General features: G+C 63.7%; 17 protein-coding genes. 1 reads left to right on the top strand and 16 read right to left on the bottom strand.

Translation table 11 applies throughout. From position 1 onward, the window contains the following. Positions 1–266: 266 nt before the first annotated feature. The 3 genes from H7A13_08490 to H7A13_08480 all read right to left on the bottom strand — a co-directional run bounded on the left by H7A13_08490 (position 267) and on the right by H7A13_08480 (position 4,479). Positions 267–1,832: a regulator gene (locus H7A13_08490; protein ID MCP5333382.1), complete on the bottom strand. Its 1,566-nt coding sequence runs from the start codon at positions 1,830–1,832 to the stop codon at positions 267–269. 64 nt (positions 1,833–1,896) lie between these two features. Further along, complete coding sequence (atzF, locus tag H7A13_08485; protein MCP5333381.1) at positions 1,897–3,684, bottom strand: allophanate hydrolase; 1,788 nt, start codon at positions 3,682–3,684, stop codon at positions 1,897–1,899. Positions 3,685–3,696: 12 nt separating this feature from the next. Then, a complete protein-coding gene (locus H7A13_08480) occupies positions 3,697–4,479 on the bottom strand; it encodes a DUF5020 domain-containing protein (GenBank protein MCP5333380.1) in 783 nt (260 codons plus the stop codon). A 271-nt stretch (positions 4,480–4,750) separates the two neighbouring features. Between H7A13_08480 and H7A13_08475 the strand changes: the two genes are divergently transcribed. Continuing rightward, positions 4,751–5,428 (top strand): GntR family transcriptional regulator, encoded by a 678-nt coding sequence (locus tag H7A13_08475; protein ID MCP5333379.1) that lies wholly within the window; start codon positions 4,751–4,753, stop codon positions 5,426–5,428. A gap of 10 nt (positions 5,429–5,438) precedes the next feature. Here the strand turns inward: H7A13_08475 and H7A13_08470 are convergent, their stop codons facing one another. The 13 genes from H7A13_08470 to H7A13_08410 all read right to left on the bottom strand — a co-directional run bounded on the left by H7A13_08470 (position 5,439) and on the right by H7A13_08410 (position 20,629). After that, complete coding sequence (locus tag H7A13_08470; protein MCP5333378.1) at positions 5,439–6,908, bottom strand: RimK family protein; 1,470 nt, start codon at positions 6,906–6,908, stop codon at positions 5,439–5,441. Positions 6,909–6,929: 21 nt separating this feature from the next. Continuing rightward, a complete protein-coding gene (locus tag H7A13_08465) occupies positions 6,930–8,063 on the bottom strand; it encodes a GNAT family N-acetyltransferase/peptidase C39 family protein (GenBank protein ID MCP5333377.1) in 1,134 nt (377 codons plus the stop codon). A gap of 132 nt (positions 8,064–8,195) precedes the next feature. Beyond that, complete coding sequence (gene mazF / locus H7A13_08460) at positions 8,196–8,534, bottom strand: endoribonuclease MazF (GenBank protein ID MCP5333376.1); 339 nt, start codon at positions 8,532–8,534, stop codon at positions 8,196–8,198. Further along, positions 8,534–8,776 carry an AbrB/MazE/SpoVT family DNA-binding domain-containing protein gene (locus tag H7A13_08455; protein MCP5333375.1) on the bottom strand — a complete coding sequence of 81 codons (243 nt, stop codon included), beginning with the start codon at positions 8,774–8,776 and terminating at the stop codon, positions 8,534–8,536. The genes mazF and H7A13_08455 overlap by 1 nt, the downstream gene beginning before the upstream one ends. A 308-nt stretch (positions 8,777–9,084) precedes the next feature. After that, positions 9,085–9,714 carry a hypothetical protein gene (locus H7A13_08450; protein MCP5333374.1) on the bottom strand — a complete coding sequence of 210 codons (630 nt, stop codon included), beginning with the start codon at positions 9,712–9,714 and terminating at the stop codon, positions 9,085–9,087. 268 nt (positions 9,715–9,982) lie between these two features. After that, complete coding sequence (locus tag H7A13_08445) at positions 9,983–10,756, bottom strand: DUF3108 domain-containing protein (protein MCP5333373.1); 774 nt, start codon at positions 10,754–10,756, stop codon at positions 9,983–9,985. A 14-nt stretch (positions 10,757–10,770) separates the two neighbouring features. After that, on the bottom strand, positions 10,771–11,283 hold the full coding sequence (locus H7A13_08440) for a L,D-transpeptidase family protein (GenBank protein ID MCP5333372.1): 513 nt from the start codon (positions 11,281–11,283) through the stop codon (positions 10,771–10,773). Positions 11,284–11,350: 67 nt separating this feature from the next. Then, complete coding sequence (gene rimO / locus H7A13_08435; GenBank protein ID MCP5333371.1) at positions 11,351–12,688, bottom strand: 30S ribosomal protein S12 methylthiotransferase RimO; 1,338 nt, start codon at positions 12,686–12,688, stop codon at positions 11,351–11,353. Between the two features lie 101 nt (positions 12,689–12,789). Continuing rightward, positions 12,790–15,210 carry an endopeptidase La gene (lon, locus tag H7A13_08430; protein MCP5333370.1) on the bottom strand — a complete coding sequence of 807 codons (2,421 nt, stop codon included), beginning with the start codon at positions 15,208–15,210 and terminating at the stop codon, positions 12,790–12,792. Positions 15,211–15,357: 147 nt separating this feature from the next. Continuing rightward, the gene (locus H7A13_08425; protein MCP5333369.1) at positions 15,358–16,641 is read right to left on the bottom strand and encodes a hypothetical protein; all 1,284 of its coding nucleotides are present in this window, start codon (positions 16,639–16,641) and stop codon (positions 15,358–15,360) included. Beyond that, the gene (locus tag H7A13_08420) at positions 16,638–17,972 is read right to left on the bottom strand and encodes an outer membrane lipoprotein-sorting protein (GenBank protein ID MCP5333368.1); all 1,335 of its coding nucleotides are present in this window, start codon (positions 17,970–17,972) and stop codon (positions 16,638–16,640) included. Before H7A13_08420 ends, H7A13_08425 begins: the two co-directional genes overlap by 4 nt. Beyond that, positions 17,969–19,783 carry an MMPL family transporter gene (locus H7A13_08415; protein MCP5333367.1) on the bottom strand — a complete coding sequence of 605 codons (1,815 nt, stop codon included), beginning with the start codon at positions 19,781–19,783 and terminating at the stop codon, positions 17,969–17,971. Before H7A13_08415 ends, H7A13_08420 begins: the two co-directional genes overlap by 4 nt. A 69-nt stretch (positions 19,784–19,852) precedes the next feature. Then, the gene (locus H7A13_08410; protein MCP5333366.1) at positions 19,853–20,629 is read right to left on the bottom strand and encodes a DUF829 domain-containing protein; all 777 of its coding nucleotides are present in this window, start codon (positions 20,627–20,629) and stop codon (positions 19,853–19,855) included. Between the last annotated feature and the right edge of the window lie 178 nt (positions 20,630–20,807).

Genomic DNA, 20,807 nt, shown 5'->3' with positions numbered 1-20,807 from the left:
GGTCATTGGGGCTGCCGTTGCCACGTCCGGCCTCGACGCCGTTGGTCAGCAGAGCGGTGCCAAGCAGGGTGGTAAAGAGGGCTTTCCTGTACATGAGAATCTCCTTGTGAACTTGAATGGTGGTGAGAGGACGAACTTCCGATCTTCTGCTTTCGACATGACGGAACCGTTTTGGACACACCTCCTCCCTGTTGTGGTCAGTCGGACTCGATGGCGTTGGCCTTTTCAGGGTCGGGAATCAGGCAGACGACGCTGTGCCGCTGGGCTCAATCGGCCAGATCGGCTATGGCCGGTTGCAGCGCCGGCTGGGTGGCCTTCTCGCTCTGCGCGCAGCCATAGAGCAGCGCCGCCATCAGCAGGTAACCGACAGCCACAGCCGGATGGTGGCCGATGCCGATTGCCTCGCCATGCATGAAGCCGAAGAAGGTGAGCAGGCTGCCGACCAGGGCGAAGCTGGCGGCCTTGATGAAGTGGCGGTCGATGATGCAGGCACCGATCGCGGCCAGAATCAGGCTGCCGAGGATGGCGCCGCCGCCCAGCACGCTCAATCCCTCATAGAGCACGCCGCCCTGACCCAGCTTGTCGAGTCCGACGCTGGCGGCGCTGGTGCCGGCCGCGGCCAGTGCGCTGTCGATCTGCAACTTGCCCCAGGCGGCCACCTGCGGCACCAGCGCCAGGATCACCACTGGCGCATGGTTCTTCGGGGTCTCCTGGAACGCCTGGGCACCGATCAACATGCCGATGTAGAGCAGGATCGGGGCGATCGCCACCACCGGAATCAGCGCCATCAACACCGCGATGATGCCGAACCAGGAGAGTATCAGCACCATGATGCCGGTGGCGGCCGAGTAGCCGATGCGGCCACCGATCGCCTTCCAGCCCGGATGGCCGATGTAGACCGCATTGATGAAAGGATTGCCGAGCAGGCAGCCGATCAGACTCACCACGCCATCGGCGGTCAGCACGCGGGTGGTGGGAAAGTGGTCGCCGCCGGCGGCTGCGCTCTCGACATTGTCCATCGCCTCGACCAGGTCATAGATGCCGAACGGAATGGCGGTGACCAGGATGATGCCGATGAACTCGAAGCCGCTGAAGACATGGCCGATCACCGGCAGCGGCAGCGAAAAGCCGAAATTGCTGAATGACGCGCCGAGCTTGGCGAGGCTCATGCCACCATAGTTCAGGCCGAACGCGGTCGAGCCCCAGGCGATCAGACTGCCGACGGCGATGGCGACCAGTCCGGCAGGAGCACCCTTGAAGTAGCGCACGCCGCCAAACCAGTTGAGGACGATGATGGCGAAGCAGATCAGACCGATGGCCGGGGTCATGAACATCTCCAGCGCCGGGCGCATCGAGATGAAGGCGATCGAGACGCCGGCCAGTGCGCCCAGCAGCGCCGCGCGCGGGGTGATCCTGCGGATCCATGGTGCCACGAAGCCACCGGCCATCAGCACGAAGCTCTGCACGAAGACCCAGGTGAGGCCAGCTTCCCAGCCGCGGATCGGATCGCCAGTCGCGGTGGCGATCGGCAGCATGATGACGAACACCACCACGAACATGTGCGGCACGCTGATGCCCGACGGCAGCGCACAGACATCATCGCGGCCGCTCTGTCTGGCCAGCCGCCAGGCCAGCCAGGCGTAGTAGAGGGTGGAGAGGAACAGCATCAGTCCGGTCGCGGGCAGGATGCGGCCGAACACCAGATCGCTCGGCATCTTCAGCACCAGCGTCAGCAGACCGGTCAACACCAGCAGGTTGAGCAGGATGTTGGTCCCGAAACCGAAGAAGGCATTCCAGTCACCTGAAGTCCACAGCTTGGGTTGGGTTTGCATGGCCACAGCTCCTCGGGTTGGTCGATGGTTGGGTCGGTGATCGGTTCGTTTGGGTTGCTGAAATTCATCCGTCGGGTTTGCGGGCCGACAGGCTGGCCAGATGGTTGCGCCAACCGCCCAGGGCGGTGATGTCGCGGCCATGCTCGACGGCGCCGGCCTGACCGATGAAACCATGGACGCTGCGGCCGTCGGCCAGCTCGATCAGCCCCAGCGCCAGCGGGGCGGGCACCTGCGCCAGCAGCTTGCCGATCTGGCTGCCCGGCAGGCTCCAGAGCTCCAGCGGCAGTGCCGCCCCATCGCTGTCACTGCGCAGCAGGCAGGGGCGGGGCGGACCGCTGCCTTCGAGCAGCCGCATTCGATAGCAGGGCGCGGTGCTGCTCTCGGCCAGCAGATGTCCGCCCAGCTCCAGCAGTTGCCAGTTCAGCGGCAGGCCGCTCATGTGGGCGCCGCAGACCGCGATGATCTGTTCGCTGCGGTCGGCATGGCAGGCCTGTGCCGGTGTGAACGTGCGCGCTTCGATGGCCGCCAGCAACTGCTCGGCGATCCGGCACAGCCGGGCTTCGCTCCAGGCGGGCGCGATCAGGCTGACGCCACAGGGCACGCCGCTGGGCAGGAGTCCGACCGGAATGGCGATGGCACAGAGGCCGAGCAGGTTGACGAAGTTGGTGTAGAGGCCGAGGTGGCTGTTGCAGCGCAGCGGCTCGGCCTCGATCTCGGCGATGCGGTAGGGCCTCGGCAGGGTTGGCAGCAGCAGCGCCTCGACCTGCTGCCACAACAGGTCGGCCTCGCGCCGCAACTGGGCCAGACGGTGCTGCGCCCGGAACAGGTCGGCGGCGCTGTAGTCAGCCGCCTGATCGAGAATGGCAGCGATGGGCGGTTGCATTGCATTACGGTCCAGTTTACCCACCGCGACATGGCGCTCCGCCACCCAGGGGCCGTCGTAGAGCAGCCGGCCGGCTTCGAGCAGTGGCTCGATTTTCGTCTCGACCCGTTGCAGTCCGCTTTGCGTCACGGCCTGCACCGCCCGGCTATAGAGCGCCTGGCTGGCCGGATCGCCGCCGAAGTCGAGCAGATCCGGCTCCGCCACGCCGATTCGCGCTGCATCCTGCCGCAGGGCGCAGGGATAGGCCTGAGGCTGACTGGAGTAGGGGTCTGCGGCGTCGAATCCTTCGATCAACTGCAACAGTTCCCAACTGTCGGCAATGGTGTGGGCGAAGAGCGAGATGCAGTCCAGCGAACGGCAGGAGGGGCGCAGCCCACGGCTACTGACCCGACCCGGCGTCGGTTTTAGGCCGACCAGATGGTTGAGCGCGGCCGGCACCCGTCCCGAACCGGCGGTGTCGGTTCCCAGTGCGAAGCTGGCCAGCCCGCGGGCCACGGCGACGGCCGAGCCCGAACTGGAGCCGCCGGCAATGTAGTCGGGGTTGAATGGATTGGGGCAGAGGCCATAGGGCGAACGGGTGCCGACCAGCCCCATCGCGAATTGGTCCATGTTGCTCTTGCCCAGCAGCAGCGCGCCGGCATCGAGCAGTCGCTGCACCACCGGCGCCGACTGCGCTGGCCAGTCGACAGTGGCGCGACAACCATTGCTGGTCGGCAGGCCGGCCACGTCGATGTTGTCCTTGACCGCGAACGGAATACCGAACAGCGGCTTGTCGGCCGGACCTGCCGCATCCAGTTCGCGTGCGCGCGCCAGCAGGGCGTCGTCATCGAGGCAGTGGATCCACACCCCCTGGACTCTGCTGCGCGCCAACGGATCGAGCAGCGACTCGACCAGTTGGCTGACCCGCAGTCCCTTGGCATAGCGGCTGCGCAGTGCGTTCAGATTCATGGTGGTGGCCACAGTGGTCATCGTCATCCTGGCCTAGAAGACCCACTTCAGCATGGCCTGGGCAACGCTTTCGGTGACACCGTCGATGCCGAACTTGTTGTCCCAGTACTGGTATTCGACACCAGCGTAGATCTTGCTCGGTGAGCCGGCCAGCGCACCCAGATCGAGCAGCAGCCGGGGTGCCGTCAGCAGGTTGTCTTCCAGCGGATCCTCGCCAAAGGCGTAGTCGAGAAAGCCCTCGAATACCCAGTTGAGGCTGCCGGTGTGGAACGGATAGAGCCAGGCCAGAGTGATCTGATGGCCGGTGTCGACGCCCGGCGCCTGACTGTTGCGGATGTAAAAGTTGGTCTGAAAGAAGGCGAAACCGGGCAGGTCGAGGTCGATCGCCAGGCCATAGAGGTAGGTCTTGTCGACCGGCTCCTCGGGCAGTTCCAGCGTCGTGGTGATCAGGTAATCCCTGATGATGCCGCTGGAGAGGTCGGCACCGAACATCTTGCCGAAACTCAGACGCGGCGAGAACTCGGCATAATAGCCGGTACCGGTCTGATTGCCGTTGCGATCGGGATTGGTGACATCGACGAAGAAGAAGTTGTCACCATAGGCCCAGCCATTGGCATGTTCGACGGTGATGATCGAGCGCTGCTGGTCGCCCAGTTCATAGTTGTCGCCACGCAGGTACTGGAAGTTGGTGGTGCTGAAGCCGCCACCGTCGGCCAGGCAGGCCGTGGTGAGGGTGCAGCAGAGTCCGGCCAGCAGGCCGCGGAGTTGCCGTGACGGGTGGCGTTCGATTGCGGTGTTGGGCAGCGGCTGGTTCATGTATCTCTCCGGCGTGTTGCAAACAACAATGAATTTATTGTTGTATACATTTGATGCGCAAAGCGTGCCAGTTTGTTGCAAGTGTCTAGAGTTAGATAAATATTGATTAAAATCAAAACGATAGGAGTCAGTTTCTGTTGTTCTGCCGATGATTCCAAAAAGAATCTGCCCCAAGGCTGGACATGTTCCGGTGTGATGAACTACAAAAGTGCAGAACACCAGCCAGACATTTCCAGGCCGGAGCGCCAGATTCACAACTTACGGTAGTGTGATGTCCAGCAAGCGCAGAAACCCGCAGAATGCCGACGCCATCCATCGTCGATTGAAAGAGATGATCCTCAACTTCGAGTTCTACCCCGGCACCCGGCTGACCGAGGGCGAGCTGAGCGAGCGCTTTGGCGTCAGCCGCACGCCGATCCGTGAAGCGGTGCAGCGGCTGGAGATGGAGCGGTTGATGACGGTGCGGCCGAAGCAGGGCTGTTTTGTCCGGGAACTCGACATCGACGAGATCAACGACTACTACCAGGTGCGCATGGCGCTGGAGCGGCTGATGCTGCAACTGGTGATCGAGCGGATGCCGCGCCAGGCGCTGCTCGATCTGGCTGCCGAGTGGGCGCCGAGCCAGATCCCGACCGATGTGATCGACGTGGAGACGATGGCGCTGCGCGATGAGTCCTTCCATCTGGCGCTGGCCACCGGCTGCGGCAACCGGGTGCTGGTGCAGAAGCTGCGCGAGATCAACGAGCACATCCACATCATCCGCCGGCTCGATTTCACCGATGTCGGGCGCATCGAGGCCACCTACCGGGAGCACCACGCCCTCTGCCAGTGCCTGCTCGACGGCCGGCTCGACGAGGCACTCGCGCTGTTGCAGAGCCACATCGAGCGCAGTCAGGAGTTTTCGCAGGGGCTGACGCTGCGGCGGCTTGCCGAGATGCGCACGGGTTGAACGGCGTGCCCTAGGGCCGGCCGTTGCGCCGCAACTCCAGCCGGCGCAGGAACTCCTGCATCAACTGCTGATAGAGCGCCATGCCCAGAATCTGATCCTCGACGCCGGCATCGAGGTTGGGGTTGTCGTTGATCTCGATCAGATAGAGGCGATTGCCGCTCTGCTTGATGTCGACGCCATAGAGGCCATTGCCGATCAGATTGGCTGCCTTCAGCGCGAGCTGGATCACCGCTTCGGGCACCTCCGCGACCGGCACCGCGCGGTGGTTGCCGACCTTGAAACGGCCCTCGCCCTCATGCTTGACGATCTGCCAGTGGTGTTTCGACATGAAGTACTGGCAGGCGAACAGCGGCTTGCGGTTGAGCACGCCGATGCGCCAGTCAAACTCGGTGTAGACGAACGCCTGGGCCAGAATCAGGTCACTGCTGGCGAAGAGCTGCGCGGCCACCTGATGCAGCTCGGTCCGGTTCTGCACCTTGTGCACGCCGCGCGAGAAGGAGCCATCGGGAATCTTCAGCACCATCGGGTAGTCGAGCTGCTGCTCGACCCGGTCGATCTCGTCGCGGTTGATGATCACGGTGGTGGGCGCGGCCAGTTCATGGGCATCGATCAGCTCGGCCAGATAGACCTTGTTGGTGCAGCGCACGATCGAGTCGGAGTCATCGATCACCACCATGCCTTCACGCTCCGCCTTGCGGGCGAACTGGTAGGTGTGGTGATCGATGTGGGTGGTCTCGCGGATGAAGAGCGCGTCATATTCGGCCAGCCGGTCATAGTCGCGGTGGGTGACCAGTTCGACATTGATGCCGAGCCGCCGTCCGGCACGAATCATCCGCGCCAGCGCGCGCGGGTTGGAGGGGGCCAGCTTCTCGGCCGGGTCGTGCAGAATCGCCATGTCGTAGCGGAAGTGGCGCCGGGCGCGCGGTCGCCGCCAGCCGCGGTTGAGCAGCGCCTCGAGTGCGGCGAGAAAGAGCCGCTGCTGCGCGTCATCGAGCTCATGCAGCGCACCGGCCTCGATGGCGCGCACCTCCGACTTTTCGCCCAGATGCAGATTGACCCGCAGGATCGGTGCCGGAAAGGCCTCATAGAGCGCGCGCGCCAGCCAGGTGAAGCCGGGGCGCTCGCTCTTGCCGAAGTAGATGTTGAACGACAGCTCCTCGGCCGCGGCACTCTCCATCGCCGGACGCAGCATCTCCTGGTTCAGCTCCAGGGTGACCAGCTCGTAGAGGTTCTTGCGGTCGAGGTCGGCCAGCGTGCGCACCGAGGGCAGCAGCCGGTGCCGGCGCGCCTCGCCCAGCAGCGAGCAGTAGTAGCCCAGCGTCAGGTAGTGGTAGCCGCGGCAGAGGTTGATCACCCGCAGCGCGCGCGTCTCCTGCAGGGCGCTGCTGGCAAGGTAGTCGCGCGCCCGCACCAGCTCCACGGCGGGAAAGGTGGCGGGCCAATCCTCCAACTCTTCAACCAGAATGATCGCGCGGGACATCGTCACCTCGAAAATGGGTCGTCACGGTGTGGCTGATGGTTTGCCTTCGATCGCGCCGCCATGCGGTCGCGGATAGACCACCAGCGCCGCCATCTGCGCCGCCTTGCCGTAGCGGTTCATGCGGGCGAAGTCGCGGCGCAGGATCGGCATGTTGATGCAGTCCATGATGACCCTGTCGGAATTTTCATCCAGATAGGGATCATGGACATAGATGCAGCGCTCATCGAAGCCGGTCACCACCACCCAGTGCGGAAACTTCTCGCCATAGATGCGGTAGGAGCTGATCAGCACCACCGGCACCCCGCCGCGTCGCCGCGCCGCTTCCAGCTCCTCGATGGTGACGACACCGTAGTGGATCGGGATCGGCAACTGGCTCAGCTCGGCGATGAAGGCCTCCTGCACCAGGCGGATCACCGCCTTTTTCTCCGGATCGCGCACCGAATCGACGAACAGCGCGGCATCATCCTTGACATGGATCTCGACATCGAAACCGCGGTGGTGGGCCGCCAGTGCCAAGCCATAGGGCGAGCAGCCGCCATGCCCCGAGGTCATGAAGATGGTGGTCGACTCGCGCCACAGATTGAGTTCGAGCCGGCGGTCGAGCGGCAGTTCGGGCTGCAGTGTCTTCATCGCCATCATCAGCGCCGACGGACCGCAGGTGAAATCGAGCGTCTGCCGGTAGTAGGGCACGGCGGCCAATTCCACGTTGAGCTCGGGCGCCAGCCGCTTTTCGAAGCGCAACGCCCGCGCATGGTCGTCGTAATAATCCTCGTAGATGCCGAACTGGTGGTAGCCAAGCCGCCGATAGAGTGCAATGGCCGGCGGGTTGTCGGCCCGCACCTCGAGCCGCAGCGTGAGGCACTCATGCGCCAGCGCGCACGCTTCGGCCGCCTCGATCAGTTGCCGGCCAGCGCCCTGGCCGCGCAGAGCGGGATCGACCGCCACCGAGTAGAGGCGGGCCAGCGAGGTGCCCTGATTGAACAGCAGCATCACGTAACCCTGCACCGCGCCGTCTGCCTCCAGCAGCAGCGTGGCGGCCTTGGCCTGGGTCAGCAGATAGCGGAAGTTGCGCCGCGACAGCCGGTCGGTCTGAAAACAGCGGTTCTCGATCGCCAGCAGGGCGGTCAGGTCGCTGAGGCGGGCGGGGCGGATCATGGGCAGGCTGCCGGTGGAGTCGCAGGCCCGTCATGATAGGGCAGATCGTGCAGCCTCGGTCAGGCTGATGGGAATTGGTGGCGGTTTTTCACCGCGTGGGCCACCCGATTGCCGGCAAACCCGGCCGACGGCTCAGACCGGTGCAAGCAATGCCAGCAATTTGGCACGCACTTCGGCCAGTTCGGCGGCCGTGGCCATGCCTTTTGGCACCGCCTTGCGCGCGCTCCAATCCAGGCTTTTGACCTGATCAGCCAGTGCCGCGCTCGCCACCTGACCGGCGATCATCACCTCGAAGGGATAACCCTTGATCTGCGTGGTCAGCGGACAGCAGAGCATCAGTCCGCTCTTGTGGTTGTAAGCCACTGGACTGAGCACCAGTGCGGGGCGGTGACCGGCCTGCTCATGTCCGGCCTGCGGGTTGAATTGCAGCCAGACGATGTCGCCGGCGTCGGGCACGTAGGGTGCCGCCATCAGCCGCTTTCCCGGCCGATGGCTGGCCCGAAGTCGGCTTCACCATGCAGGTTGTGCGGCGTGATGCCGGCGAGCAGCTCGGTCAATGCGTACCGTTTGGGCCGGATCGGTTCGATGACGATGCGGCCATCCTCCTCGCGCACATCGACGGCATCGTCGATGTGCAGATGGGCAGCCTCCATGATCGCAGCTGGGATGCGCACCGACGCGCTGTTGCCCCATTTCTTGATCAGCAGTTGCATGGTCCACTCTTCTTTGTATCGTCAATGTAGATACTCTAGCCCAAGCGGCCGCCGGGCTGCAACAGTGTCGACAGATTGGATGGGGAGTGGGGCCGTGGTTTTCCGATGTCAGCCAAGCGGGACAGCAGAGGGGAGGCGTGTGGCAGGTATCCTGTTCTCTATCCGACCGGTGATCACTGCCTCGATCTCTCTTGATCTGCGCGGTCGGTGGGCGGCAGAGCATCAGCCCGCTGGGGGCTGCGCAGTGGGTACCTGGCACTGGAGATTGCCAGGGAGCGCAAGTGCGCGCTCCCTGGCAAAACGCTGTGTCAGCCGTTCTTGGCGCTGCGGCGCTTGTTCAGCGCGATGAGGCCGGCCACTCCTGAACCCAACAGCCAGGCTGCTGCCGGAACCGGCACCGCGGAGACATTCAACTCGACTGTGTAATCCATGTCATATGCACCAGCGGCCGATGCACCCTGCCCGTATATCGAGAGCGCGTAGACGCCGGGACCGAGCAGTGAAGAGAGCTGATTTGCGGAGGTGGAGCCCAGCGGAAGGTATGGGGTGAAGGCGACGGAGACCGGAGGCTGACCTGCGGCCTGCAAAGAAAAGCTGGCGCCGAATCCGTTTGGCGCCTCGGCGACCGAGGTGGTGATGAAGATGCTGTTCAGTCTGGCATTTGGACCGACCGTGAAGAGCACGCTGTCCTGGGTGTCACCATTGGGGTCATTGTTGCAGTCGCCGACTTGGCAATTCCCTGCCAGTGACCCTAAAACCGTGCTCACGCCGTCCGGCAGCACGCCGAGCGAGGCGGCAAAAGGTGAAAAACTGACACCGCCCGGAAAGTCGGGAGGCTCGTTAAAGACGTTGATTGCTATGGTGGCGTTTGCGCCCAGAGAGAGGGTTGCCAGGAGCGTTCCCGCTGCCAGTGATTTTTTCGTAAAGGATTTTTTCATTGCGATTTTCCTTCCTTCTTCATTCAACAGATAAGAATCGTGAGGCAGATGCAGCCAAGGTTTTGCTGCACCAGATTTTTAAAGGCACAAAAAGGGCCAACAAATAAAATATAATAAAAACAAAATATTAAGCCTGTTCGGCATGCTGTTTTTCTCGGCGGTACAACCAAAGTGTAAAGAAAATGGACACTGACTCAGTCATGTCTGCGCAAGCTCCGGCATGGATGGAGGGGCCTGAATGTGGCGATTCGTCAGATCATGCCAACGCTCAAGGTGCCGGCTGAAAGGCCGTCACCGGACGATCGCCCAGTTCGGCGCTGTCGAGTTCCAGGCGATAGAGTTCGCCGTTCTTCTCACGGTATTGCAGCTTCACCAGCAGGTAGTCCCAGTCGATGGCCATCCACACCTTGGTGTCGCGTTCGGCCTTCTCATCGACCTTGCGGATCACCACGGTCTTGAGCGGCCCCACGGCGGTGTCGAGCAGCGCCTCTTCGAGCTTGACGTAGGTGTAATGGCGCATCTTGTTGTTGCGCACCACCGGGTAGGTGACCGAGTCGAAGCGTGAGCCCTGGCAGATCAGGTCGAGCCGCAACTGCTCCTGCTGGCTCAGGGCATCCTGGGTCAGCGGTTCGAGCGGGAGCTGCCAGTCGTCGTTGGGGCGCTGACTGACCACGATGTGCTTCTTCCAGTCAAAGCGCAGGTCGAGGTTCTGCTTGTCGCCCTCGCTGCCGCGGCGATAGCGGTATTCAAGCGGTTGGAGCCGGTTTTCGGCACTGAGGCGAAAGCGACTCTGCTCCAGCACGGTAAAGCCGAGCACCCGCCCCTTGTTGACCACCTCGTAGCCATCAGCGCCGGGCGCCATGCGGTGTTCGCTGCTGATCGGCAGGCCATAGAGCTGGGTGCTGTAGGTGGCGCGGATCGACGTGTCGAGGGCGGTCCGTGCCGCCTCGCAGCTCGACCAGCCGGCGCGGGGCAGCAGCAGGAGCGTGCCCAGCATCCACAGCAGGGCGCGCGACAGTGGTGAAGGGTTGGAGTGAGGCATCTTGCGTGATCGGTTCAGGGTTCGATCAGAATCGGCGTGTCATCCTCGACCGCATGCCAGATCTCCTCCATCGCCTCGTTGGAGACGGCGATGCAGCCCTCGGTCCAGTCGCGGTTCTGATAGTTTTTGGCCGGTTTGGAGGGGAAGTTGGGCATGCCGTGGATCATGATCATGCCGCCCGGCTTGACCTTGCGGTTCTTGGCGGCCGTGCGGTCCTTCTCGTTCGGGTAGGAGACGTGAATCGCCTTGTAGTACTGGCTGTCGGGGTTGCGCCAGTCGAGCCAGTAGAAGCCCTCCGGCGTGCGGTCATCGCCTTCGCGCTGCTTGTGTCCCTTGGGGTTCTTGCCCAGCGCGACGCGGTATTCGCGGTAGATCACCCCTTCGCGCATCAGATAGAGCTTGCGCTGCGACTTGTTGACCAGCACCAGATCAGCGCTCGGCAGCAGCTCGGCCGTCGCCAGCAGCGGCCACAGCAGCAGTGACATCAGGATGGCGGTGGTGCTGCAGACAGAGCGGATCGGCTCCATTTCTTCTCCATAAAATGGATGGTTTATAGCAGGTTAGCTTCATATTTAAACGCATGATGTCAAAAAATCAATGGCCCGGTTCCGCTGGCGGCAGTGTCAGGCCGAACAGGTCATGTTCATCACTGTGTTCGATCCTGGCCTCCACCCATTCACCGACCGTGAGTTGCCGTTTGCCATGCAGATAGACCAGGCCATCGATTTGCGGTGCATCGGCCTTGCTGCGACCGATGGCCCCTTGCGGTGTCACCTCGTCGACCAGCACCTGCTGGATGCTGCCGACCTTGCGCCGCAGGCGTTCGGCGCTGATTTTGGCCTGGTGGGTCATGAAACGGTGGTAACGCGCCTGCTTCACCTCTTCGGGCACCGCATCGGGCAACTGGTTGGCCGCAGCGCCCTCGACCGGTGAGTAGGTGAAGCAGCCGACCCGATCGAGCTGTGCTGCGTCGAGAAAGTCGAGCAGCGCCTCGAACTCCTCTTCGGTCTCGCCCGGAAAGCCGACGATGAAGGTGCTGCGCAGCGTCAGCTCCGGGCAGATTTGCCGCCAGTGGGCGATGCGATCGAGGGTCTTCTCGCTGGCGGCCGGCCGTTTCATCAGCTTGAGAATGCGTGGCACGCCATGCTGCAATGGAATGTCGAGGTAGGGCAGGATCCGCCCTTCGGCCATCAGCGGGATGATCTCGTCGACATGAGGGTAAGGATAGACATAGTGCAGCCGCACCCAGACGCCCAGCTCGCCCAGTGCCTGGCAGAGGTCGAGCAGCCGGGTGCGCAGGGGGCGCCCCTGCCAGAAGCCGGTGCGGTATTTCAGATCGACGCCATAGGCGCTGGTGTCCTGCGAGACCACCAGCAGTTCGCGCACGCCGGCCCTGACCAGTTGTTCGGCCTCATCCATGACACTGCCGATCGGCCGGCTGACCAGGTCACCCCGCAGCGCCGGGATGATGCAGAAGCTGCAACGGTGGTTGCACCCTTCGGAAATCTTCAGATAGGCATAGTGGCGCGGCGTCAGCTTGATGCCCTGCGGCGGCACCAGTTGGGTGAAGGGGTCATGAGGGGTGCGCGAGGGCAGATGCTGATGCACCGCGCTCAGCACCGCCTCATAGGCGTGGGGGCCGGTGACGGCCAGTACCTGCGGGTGCTGCGCGCGAATCTGCTCGGCCTCCTTGCCCAGGCAGCCGGTGACGATCACCCGGCCATTGGCGCTGATGGCCTCGCCGATCGCCTCCAGCGACTCCTGTTTGGCGGCATCGATGAAGCCGCAGGTGTTGACCACCACCAGTTCGGCTTCGCTGTAGTGGCTGACGATCTGATAACCATCGAGCCGCAACTGAGTGAGGATCCGTTCTGAATCCACCAGTGCCTTGGGACAGCCCAGGCTGACGAAGCCGACTTTGGAGGAGGACATCAAGGGGTACCCGCAGCGTGAAAGCGGGCCATTCTACCTTGATCACCGCGCGGCGGCAGCCAGCACGCCGCACGGGTGATCGAGCCGCCGGCCGCGACTGCTCAGCTTCTGGAGCGCCCTGCCGGGGCAAAGACGATGGGGGGTATCTCGCTGAACTGGCGCACGAAGTGGACCTTCATCCCGTCACGCAGGTAATCCGGCAGTTCGTCAAAGTCGCGCCGGTTGGCCTCGGGCAGAATCAGCTCGGCGATGCGGGCCCGCTTGGCTGCCACCACCTTTTCGCGGATGCCGCCGACTGGCAGCACCTGTCCGGTGAGGGTCAGTTCACCGGTCATCGCCAGCGGCCGGTCGATGTTCCGCCCCGAGGCGAGCGAGACCAGCGCGGTGGCCAGGGTGATGCCGGCACTCGGGCCATCCTTGGGGGTGGCGCCTTCGGGCACATGCAGGTGGATGTGGCTGCTGCTGAAGAACTCCGGATCGATGCCGAACTTCACCGCCTGGGCGTCGATGTGGCTGTAGGCGATGTTGGCCGACTCCTGCATCACCTCGCCGAGCTTGCCGGTCAGCTTGAAGCCGCGCCCCTTGGCATGGACCCGGCAGGCCTCGATCGGCAGGGTGGCGCCACCCAGGGCGGTCCAGGCCAGCCCGGTCACCACACCCACCTGCCGGATCGGCTGGTCGGGACGGAACAGCGCACCGCCCAGATGGCGCTCGACATCCTTGACGCCGATGTTGAAGCGCTGGCCGGGTGATTCGAGCAGCTCCACCACCACCTTGCGGATGATGCGCGCCAGTTGCTGTTCGAGGTGACGCACGCCGGCCTCGCGGGCGTAATCCTCGATCACGCGCCGCAGCGCGGCATCGCTGATCCGGCACTGGCCTGCTTTCAATCCGGCCTTGGCGAGCTGCTTGGGCCAGAGGTGGTGACGGGCGATCGACAGCTTTTCGGCGGTGATGTAGCCGGCAAGGCGAATGGTCTCCATGCGGTCGAGCAGCGCTGGCGGGATGGTGTCGAGTTGGTTGGCGGTGCAGATGAACAGCACCTTGGAGAGATCGAGCCGCAGGTCGAGATAGTGGTCGAGAAACTGGCTGTTCTGCTCCGGATCGAGCACTTCGAGCAGCGCCGAGGCGGGATCGCCCTGGTAGGAGGCACCGATCTTGTCGATCTCATCGAGCAGGATCACCGGATTGCTGACCTCGACCTCCTTCAGCGCCTGCACCAGCTTGCCCGGCATGGCACCGATGTAGGTGCGGCGATGGCCCTTGATCTCGGCTTCGTCGCGCATGCCGCCCAGGCTGAAGCGGTAGAACTTGCGGCCCAGTGCGCTGGCGATCGACTGGCCGATCGAGGTCTTGCCGACGCCCGGCGGACCGACCAGCAGCAGGATCGAGCCTGCGATCTCGCCCTTGTAGGCGCCGATGGCGAGGAACTCGATGATCCGTTTCTTGACGTCGTCGAGCCCGTCATGGTGGCTGTCGAGCACCCGTCGCGCCTGCTTCAGATCGAGCTGATCCTGGGTGAAGCGGCCCCAGGGTACCGACGTGGCCCAGTCGAGGTAGTTGCGGGTCACGCCATATTCGGGTGAGCCGTTGTCGAGAATCGACAGCTTGTGCAGTTCGTCGTTGATCTTTTTTTCGGCATGGGGCGGCACCACCAGCGCTTGCAGCCGGCGCTTGAACTCATCGCTGTCGGCGGTGCGGTCATCCTTGCTCAGCCCCAGCTCGCGCTGGATCACCTTGAGCTGCTCGCGCAGAAAGAACTGCCGCTGCTGCTCGCCGACCTTCTGTCCCACCTCCTCGCTGATCTGATGTTGCAGCCGGGCAATTTGCACCTCCTTGTGCAGCAGCAGCAGCACCTTCTCCATCCGCTGCAGCAGGTTTTCGGTCTCCAGCACCTGCTGGAGCTCGGCCGAGGTGGCGGTGGTCAGCGTGGCGGCGAAGTCGGTCAGCGGCGAGGGCTGGTTGGGACTGAAGCGCTTCAGGTACTGCTTCAGCTCTTCGCCATAGAGCGGGCTCAGCGGCAGCAGCTCCTTGATCGCCTCGATGATGGCGATGGCATAGGCCTGGGTTTCGTCGCTGTGGGTCTCGCTGCCGCGCAGGTACTGCACCTGCACCAGGTAGGGCGGTGTACGGCTGATCCAGTGCAGAATCCGGAACCGTTGCAATCCCTCGGCGATGAACTGGATGTTGTTGTCGATCTTGTGCGGATGGTGGGGCCGCACCACGGTGGCAATCGATGGAAAGGCCTCGACCGGCGTCGAGTCGGCATCGAAATCGGGGACATAGATCAGCCCGAGCAGATGGTGGTCAGTCTCGGCCACCTGCGCAAAGCTCTGATGCCAGGGCTCGGCATCGACGATGACCGGCTGCACCTGGGCCGGAAAGAAGGGCCGTCCGCTGACCGGAATCAGCACCAGCTTGTCGGGCAGGTGCTGTCCCGGCAGCGCCGGCACACTGGCGGCCTGTTCCTCATCGGCTCGGGAGGAGGTGATCTCGTCTGCGGTTTCGATCGATTGACTCATGGGATCTTGCGCCTGCGGTCTCATGGAAAGGGTGGACCGCTGGATTGCGTCCACCGCGGTCATGAGACGGAAATGGGGGTGACAGGCGCGACTTCAATCCTTGGCGATCGAGGGTGACGGGAGCGTGGTGCGGCGCGAGGCCGGGGCTCAATAACCGAGCCGCAGCTCCATGAACAGGCCGTTGTTATCGTGCAGGCTGCCGAACAGCGTGTCGCTCTCGCCATGGTTCCATTCGTGCCCGAGGCTCAGGCGCAGATCATCGCTGAGGTCATGGCGAATGAGGGTGCGGACGATGCCATCATGCTGACCGAAGTCCTGCAGCGCGAACAGCTCGGCCCGCCACCGCTGGTCGCTGCTGCTCCAGGCCAGCCGCAGCGTTGCGCCGCGCTGGTAACGGTCGCGCTGGCCGGCCTCGACGGCATTGATGGTGGCGATGCCGCGTTCGATCGGGTTGGCCAGACGCTCCAGCGGTTCAAAATCCGACACCCGGCGCAGCAGGTATTGCAGATTCAGATTGAACTGCTCACCCAGGTTGCGGTCGCCGCCAAAGACGGCAAACAGGAAGGGGCGCTTGGAGAGGTCGCCCGCGTCACGGTCGGGAAAGTCGGTGTAGGCGGCCTCGGCGCGCAGGTTGAAGTTGCCGACGACGGTCGCGGCATCGGCGCCAAAGGTCTGTTGGCGGGCATACTCCCGCACCAGGATCAGCGGCCGGGCGGCGTCGAGCGCGCGCAGGTCGCCGCTGGGGTTGTGACCGTTGAACCAGGAGAGCGACCAGTCGAGGCCATCGCGGCTGCCATCGACCTTGATGGCGTGCTGGCTGTTGTCAGTGGGACGGCGGTCGTCGCCGGCGATCGAGAAGGGGCCGATCCGTTCGGCCAGCGGATGCACCTCGGGGCGGAACTCCGGAATCCAGTAGAGCTGAAGCTCGGCTGTCTCACCCAGGGGATGGGCCAACCGCAGCAGAGTGCTGCCGCGCTTGAGATCGTCATCCTCGACGAACATCCGTGTCAGATCGCGGGCGCTCAGGTTGTCGGTCGGATTGATGCGGTCGGCGCGACCCCAGGCGACGATCTGACGGCCGAACCGGATGTCGAAATCACCCAGGGTGTCGCGCAGGTAGGCTTCGCGCAGTTCGCCGCGTGACTCCGCTTGCCATGGGTGGGCGACATCCTTGCTCTGCAGCCAGCCCTCGGCATGGAGCGTCATCCCGGAGTCGAAGCTGTAGCGCTCACGCAGCCACAGCGATGCCGGCAGCAGGTTGATCTGGTCATCGACACTGCGGGTCGAGCGCCAGTAGCCGAAGCGCAGCGACTGGCTGAGACCGATTGCTTCGCTGGCCGTCTGCCACCCCGGCAGTGGCTCCATCGCCTGCGCAGCGGCGCCCAGCAGGAGCAGGAGGGTGAGGCCCGTCGTACTGACGACCTGCCTCATGGCTGCACATCGAGCGCACGGGAAGAGAAGGCATTGGCCGGTACGGCCACCCCCACCTCGAACTCGTGATAGCGGATGGTCGACTCATGCTCGGTCTGGACATTCTTCATGTAGAGCTCCATCGGCTGCCAGCGCTGGGCGGCGGCATCGACCAGCTTGAGATCACGCGCCGAGAAGCGTTTGAGCAGCGCGCCGGTCTCGTCGTAGAACTCGCTGCGCACCAGCACCCAGTTGTCGAGACGCACCCAGGAGACACGCCGGCCGTAGCCGGTGGAGCTCTTGACGGTGTCGTCACGCGGCACGCTGTCGATGACGGCGGTCTGCGCGCCATCGACGGTTTCGTTCTTGATCAGCGTGTGGTTCCAGTCCGCCACCTTGTGCCCGATCACGTCGCCATGGCTGAAGTCGGTGCCGACGAAGGAGTCGCGTTTCTCGCCGGCGGCCAGGCGGCGCACCTTGTGCAGCGCCGGCAGATAGACCCAGACGTCATCCTCTCGGTCGCTGTTCTCGACCGAGAGCACGGCAGTGCCGCTGATGTTGGCCGGTGACAGAAAACGGGTCAGCCGTGAGCTGTGGATGCCGTCATCGGCCAGTTTTGAATAGCCCGTCGCCTTGCGTTCGAAGTTCTTGCCATCGCTGCCGGCCAGCACAAAGGTGGCCGCCTGCCGTGTGCTCTTGTAAAGCGTGACTTCATAGCTGCGCTGCATCACCGTGGTGGCATCGAGCGCGTCGGCATCCTGCTGCGCATGGGCCTGATCGGTCGGCCAGAGCGTCAGCAGCGCCAGCAGGCCGAGCGTCGCCGCGGCCGGTTCGAGCCGGGCCTGACCGAAGACGAAACCCGGTTTCAGCATCAGCAGCAGCACCGGGTAGAGTGTCAGGGCGGTCAGCGCGCTGACCAGCATGGCGACGCCGACCATGATGCCGAGCCAGAGGTGGATGTTGAAGCCGATCGAGAAGATCAGCACGCCATAGCCGCCGGCCACCGCAGTGGCAACATAGAGCACCGCCTTGCCGGCGGTGGCGTAGGCGCGGCGGGTGGCGGCCTCGATGTCACCGTCGCGGCGCAACTCCTCGCGCAGTCGGTAGGTGAAGTAGATCGCATAGTCGGCGCCGATGCCGACCGCCAGCGCCGCCACTGTCGAGGTGGCGATCTGCAACGGAATGCCGAAGAAGCCCATCAGGCCGAAGTTGACCAGCGCGGTCATCGCCAGCGGGATGATCAGCAGCAGTCCGGCAAACAGTGAACGGAACATCACACTGGCGATCAGCAGAATCGCCCCGGCCATCTGCAGCAGGTTCATGATCTTGCCCTGCACGATCATCTCGCTCATCGCAGGGGGGTGGTGATGCTGCCGGCGATGCGCACGGTGACATCGGGCGGAAAGGCCTGGCGGATCACCGGCAGCAGTTGCGCCTCGAGCTGTTTGACATGGGCCGAGCTGTCGGTCTTGACGAAGGCCTGAATCACCGCGTTGCGGTAGCTCGGGTCGACATAGTTGTTGAAGTCGCCCTCATCGCCCGACATCGAGTAGAGCAGCAGGTACTGGGCGACCAGATTGGCATCGGCCGGGATGGTGGCGGTGGCTGGATCATCGCCATGCATCGCCCGGTTCATGCGCACGATGAAGTCGGCCAGCGAGATGGTGCCGCCCACCAGCGGATCTTTTTCCAGTTGCCGCTGGGTGGTCAGCATCGCGTTGAGGATGGCCGGATCCTTGATGGCGTCGTCCTGCTGACCCTCGATCAGTACATAGAGCGTGTTGCTGCCGGCCAGGCGGGCATTCATCACCGCATCCTCCTGCCGGATGGTCTGACTCGCAGTGAAGAAGGAACGCAGCGAGTTGTCCTGCACCACCAGTGTGGTGCCGCCGGCCGCAACCACCGCCAGCAGCAGGCCGCCGACGATCATCCAGCCGCGTCTTGGACTCAGGGCGACCGTGGCGAGCCGATCGATGATGCGGTCCCACACCGTGCGCTTGTGTTCGAGTTCGACCAGCTTCGGACTGGGCGGCGGCAGCATCGCCCGCACGGCGGGGATGAAGGTCAGTTCGATCGCCAACGCGCTGAGAATACCGAGCGCCGAGAAGCTGGCGAAGGTGCGGATCGACTGGATGCCGAACACCAGCAATGACAGAAAGCTGGCCGCAGCGATGACGCAGGCCGCCACCATCACCGGACCGATGGCGCTGACTGCCGTGACCACCGCTGCGCGGTTGGCGGCGCGTTTGTCTTCGCTGTGCGGCTCGATGGCGTGATAGGCCTCGTAGTAGCGCTTCAGAATCTGCACTGCATGGCCAGCCGCCACGGCGATGATCAGAATCGGCGTGACATTGCTGAACGGGTCGAGCTGCATGCCGAACCAGGTCATGATACCGAGGCTCCAGACCACTGCCAGCAGCGCCGTCACCAGTGGCAGCACCAGCCCCTGTATCGTGCGAAAGGCCTCGAAGTGCAGCAGCCCGATCACCAGCAGGGCGATCGGCAGCAGAAAGCCCATGCGGTCCGAAAAGTGCTCCAGCGCCGACAGGAAGATCGGCTGGCCAGTCACCATCAGTTCGACACTTTCATCGGCAAAGGGGGCGATGGCGGCGCGCACGTCACGCTCGATGGCGCCGAAGCCGAGCGGGTTGGATTTAACCTCGGTGACCACGGCGGCGGTCTTGCGGTCCTTCGAGATCAGCACACCGTCATAGACTGGATTGTTGTCGATTGCTGTGCGCAGTGCGGCGAGTTCCGCCTCGCTCTGCGGCAGCTTGGCCAACATCGCCCGCGCGCTCATTCCCTCTTCGGTGCCGACGATGTTCTTGGTCTTGCTGGAGGCCAGACTGCGCTGGTTGGGCCGCACTGCGCCGGGGATCCTGTTCAGTGCCTCGGTGAGCCCCTTCAATTTTTCCAGCAACTTCGGCTCGATCACCGTGCCGCTGCGGGCGGTCATGCCCACCACCACCGTGTAGCGGTTGCCGAAGATCTGCTCGACCTTTTTGGTGGCGATCACATAGGGGTGGCTCTGCGGCAGCAACTGGTCGGTGTCGACGATCACCTCCATGTGGCGCAGCGGCAGCAGCAGTCCGACAGTGATCAGGCCGACCAGAAGCACGACGGTGCGGCGGTGGTCGACGATCCAGGAGATGAAGTTGAACACAGGGTTTCTCCTTGTTGTGGTTATTGTAAGAAGGTGTTGGACATGCGTCGGGCAGTGGTTTTCAGCCGCTCACAGTGCGGCAACCGCCCGCCGTTGCATCGGGTACTGCACGGGTTGTGGGCTGCGCCAGTGGCGGTCGAGAAAGTGCGACAGGTCGGTTTGATAGGGTTGCGGACAGTCCGACAGCGCCCGGCAGTGGCGGGCGCCGCGGTGCAGTGTCAGCGAGGTGGCGTGGCCTCTGTCCGAGAGCTCCCGGTGGTAGGCCGTGACATAGCCGGGGTCGATGATCGGGTCATTGTCGCAGAGGATGAAATGGACCGCTGTTTCGGCATCGAGCAGTCGCATCGCGGCGTGGTGATCTCTTTCGAAACGGCGGGTGATGCCCGCCAGCGGCCGCAGCAGCACGAAGGGCGCCGCATGGCGACGACGGTAGTCGCGGCCCAGTCGCCAACTGGCGAAGCGGCCGAACTGTTCGGCCTGACAGTCCATTGGCGAACACTCGAAGACCACCGCGCGGATCGCCTGGCGGGCCTGCACTGGCAGGTAGCCCAGCAGACGAAAGAAGATGAAGACGGCGCCGGAGTAGAGATGCACCACGACCTCGTCGTGCGCTGTCAACGAGGCAAAGCGGTGGGCCAGTTGGCGTGCCTGCCGGTCTCCCAGCCGGACCACCGTCATCTGCTGCAATGAGTGGCACAGCGGCGTCACGCTCTGTGCGCCGTGCTGTCGGTAGAGGTCGGCGATGCCGCGGCAGTGCTTCGGCTGCATGTCAAAACCGCCGAAGATCAGTGCCTGGCGCTGCGGCTGGGGGATCGATGCAGCGTGCTCTGCCGTTGAACGGTCCATGTTTTCTGAAACTCCATGAACAAATCATCGAAGTGGCGGTGACAGCCGGGGGCGGTCAAGGTACAGCCTGTTGAATTCAATGGAGTATCCGCAAAAGCATGCGGAAGATCAACCATGTTGCATGCAATGGTCCGTGCGCGCAGTACCCTGAGCGCTGCGATTGCCAAACCACCGGGCA

The organism is Pseudomonadales bacterium (genome assembly GCA_024234215.1).
Lineage (GTDB): Bacteria > Pseudomonadota > Gammaproteobacteria > Pseudomonadales > UBA5862 > JACKOQ01.
Note: the sequence above shows the minus strand (reverse complement) of the source record. Positions and strands in the feature narration are given on the sequence as shown.

Excerpts from the sequence above, each read along its gene's own strand:
- H7A13_08490 (MCP5333382.1), bottom strand. The coding sequence starts at position 1,832 with ATGCAAACCCAACCCAAGCTGTGGACTTCAGGTGACTGGAATGCCTTC.
- atzF (MCP5333381.1), bottom strand. The coding sequence starts at position 3,684 with ATGACCACTGTGGCCACCACCATGAATCTGAACGCACTGCGCAGCCGC.
- H7A13_08480 (MCP5333380.1), bottom strand. The coding sequence starts at position 4,479 with ATGAACCAGCCGCTGCCCAACACCGCAATCGAACGCCACCCGTCACGG.
- H7A13_08475 (MCP5333379.1), top strand. The coding sequence starts at position 4,751 with ATGTCCAGCAAGCGCAGAAACCCGCAGAATGCCGACGCCATCCATCGT.
- H7A13_08470 (MCP5333378.1), bottom strand. The coding sequence starts at position 6,908 with ATGTCCCGCGCGATCATTCTGGTTGAAGAGTTGGAGGATTGGCCCGCC.
- H7A13_08465 (MCP5333377.1), bottom strand. The coding sequence starts at position 8,063 with ATGATCCGCCCCGCCCGCCTCAGCGACCTGACCGCCCTGCTGGCGATC.
- mazF (MCP5333376.1), bottom strand. The coding sequence starts at position 8,534 with ATGGCGGCACCCTACGTGCCCGACGCCGGCGACATCGTCTGGCTGCAA.
- H7A13_08455 (MCP5333375.1), bottom strand. The coding sequence starts at position 8,776 with ATGCAACTGCTGATCAAGAAATGGGGCAACAGCGCGTCGGTGCGCATC.
- H7A13_08450 (MCP5333374.1), bottom strand. The coding sequence starts at position 9,714 with ATGAAAAAATCCTTTACGAAAAAATCACTGGCAGCGGGAACGCTCCTG.
- H7A13_08445 (MCP5333373.1), bottom strand. The coding sequence starts at position 10,756 with ATGCCTCACTCCAACCCTTCACCACTGTCGCGCGCCCTGCTGTGGATG.
- H7A13_08440 (MCP5333372.1), bottom strand. The coding sequence starts at position 11,283 with ATGGAGCCGATCCGCTCTGTCTGCAGCACCACCGCCATCCTGATGTCA.
- rimO (MCP5333371.1), bottom strand. The coding sequence starts at position 12,688 with ATGTCCTCCTCCAAAGTCGGCTTCGTCAGCCTGGGCTGTCCCAAGGCA.
- lon (MCP5333370.1), bottom strand. The coding sequence starts at position 15,210 with ATGAGTCAATCGATCGAAACCGCAGACGAGATCACCTCCTCCCGAGCC.
- H7A13_08425 (MCP5333369.1), bottom strand. The coding sequence starts at position 16,641 with ATGAGGCAGGTCGTCAGTACGACGGGCCTCACCCTCCTGCTCCTGCTG.
- H7A13_08420 (MCP5333368.1), bottom strand. The coding sequence starts at position 17,972 with ATGAGCGAGATGATCGTGCAGGGCAAGATCATGAACCTGCTGCAGATG.
- H7A13_08410 (MCP5333366.1), bottom strand. The coding sequence starts at position 20,629 with ATGGACCGTTCAACGGCAGAGCACGCTGCATCGATCCCCCAGCCGCAG.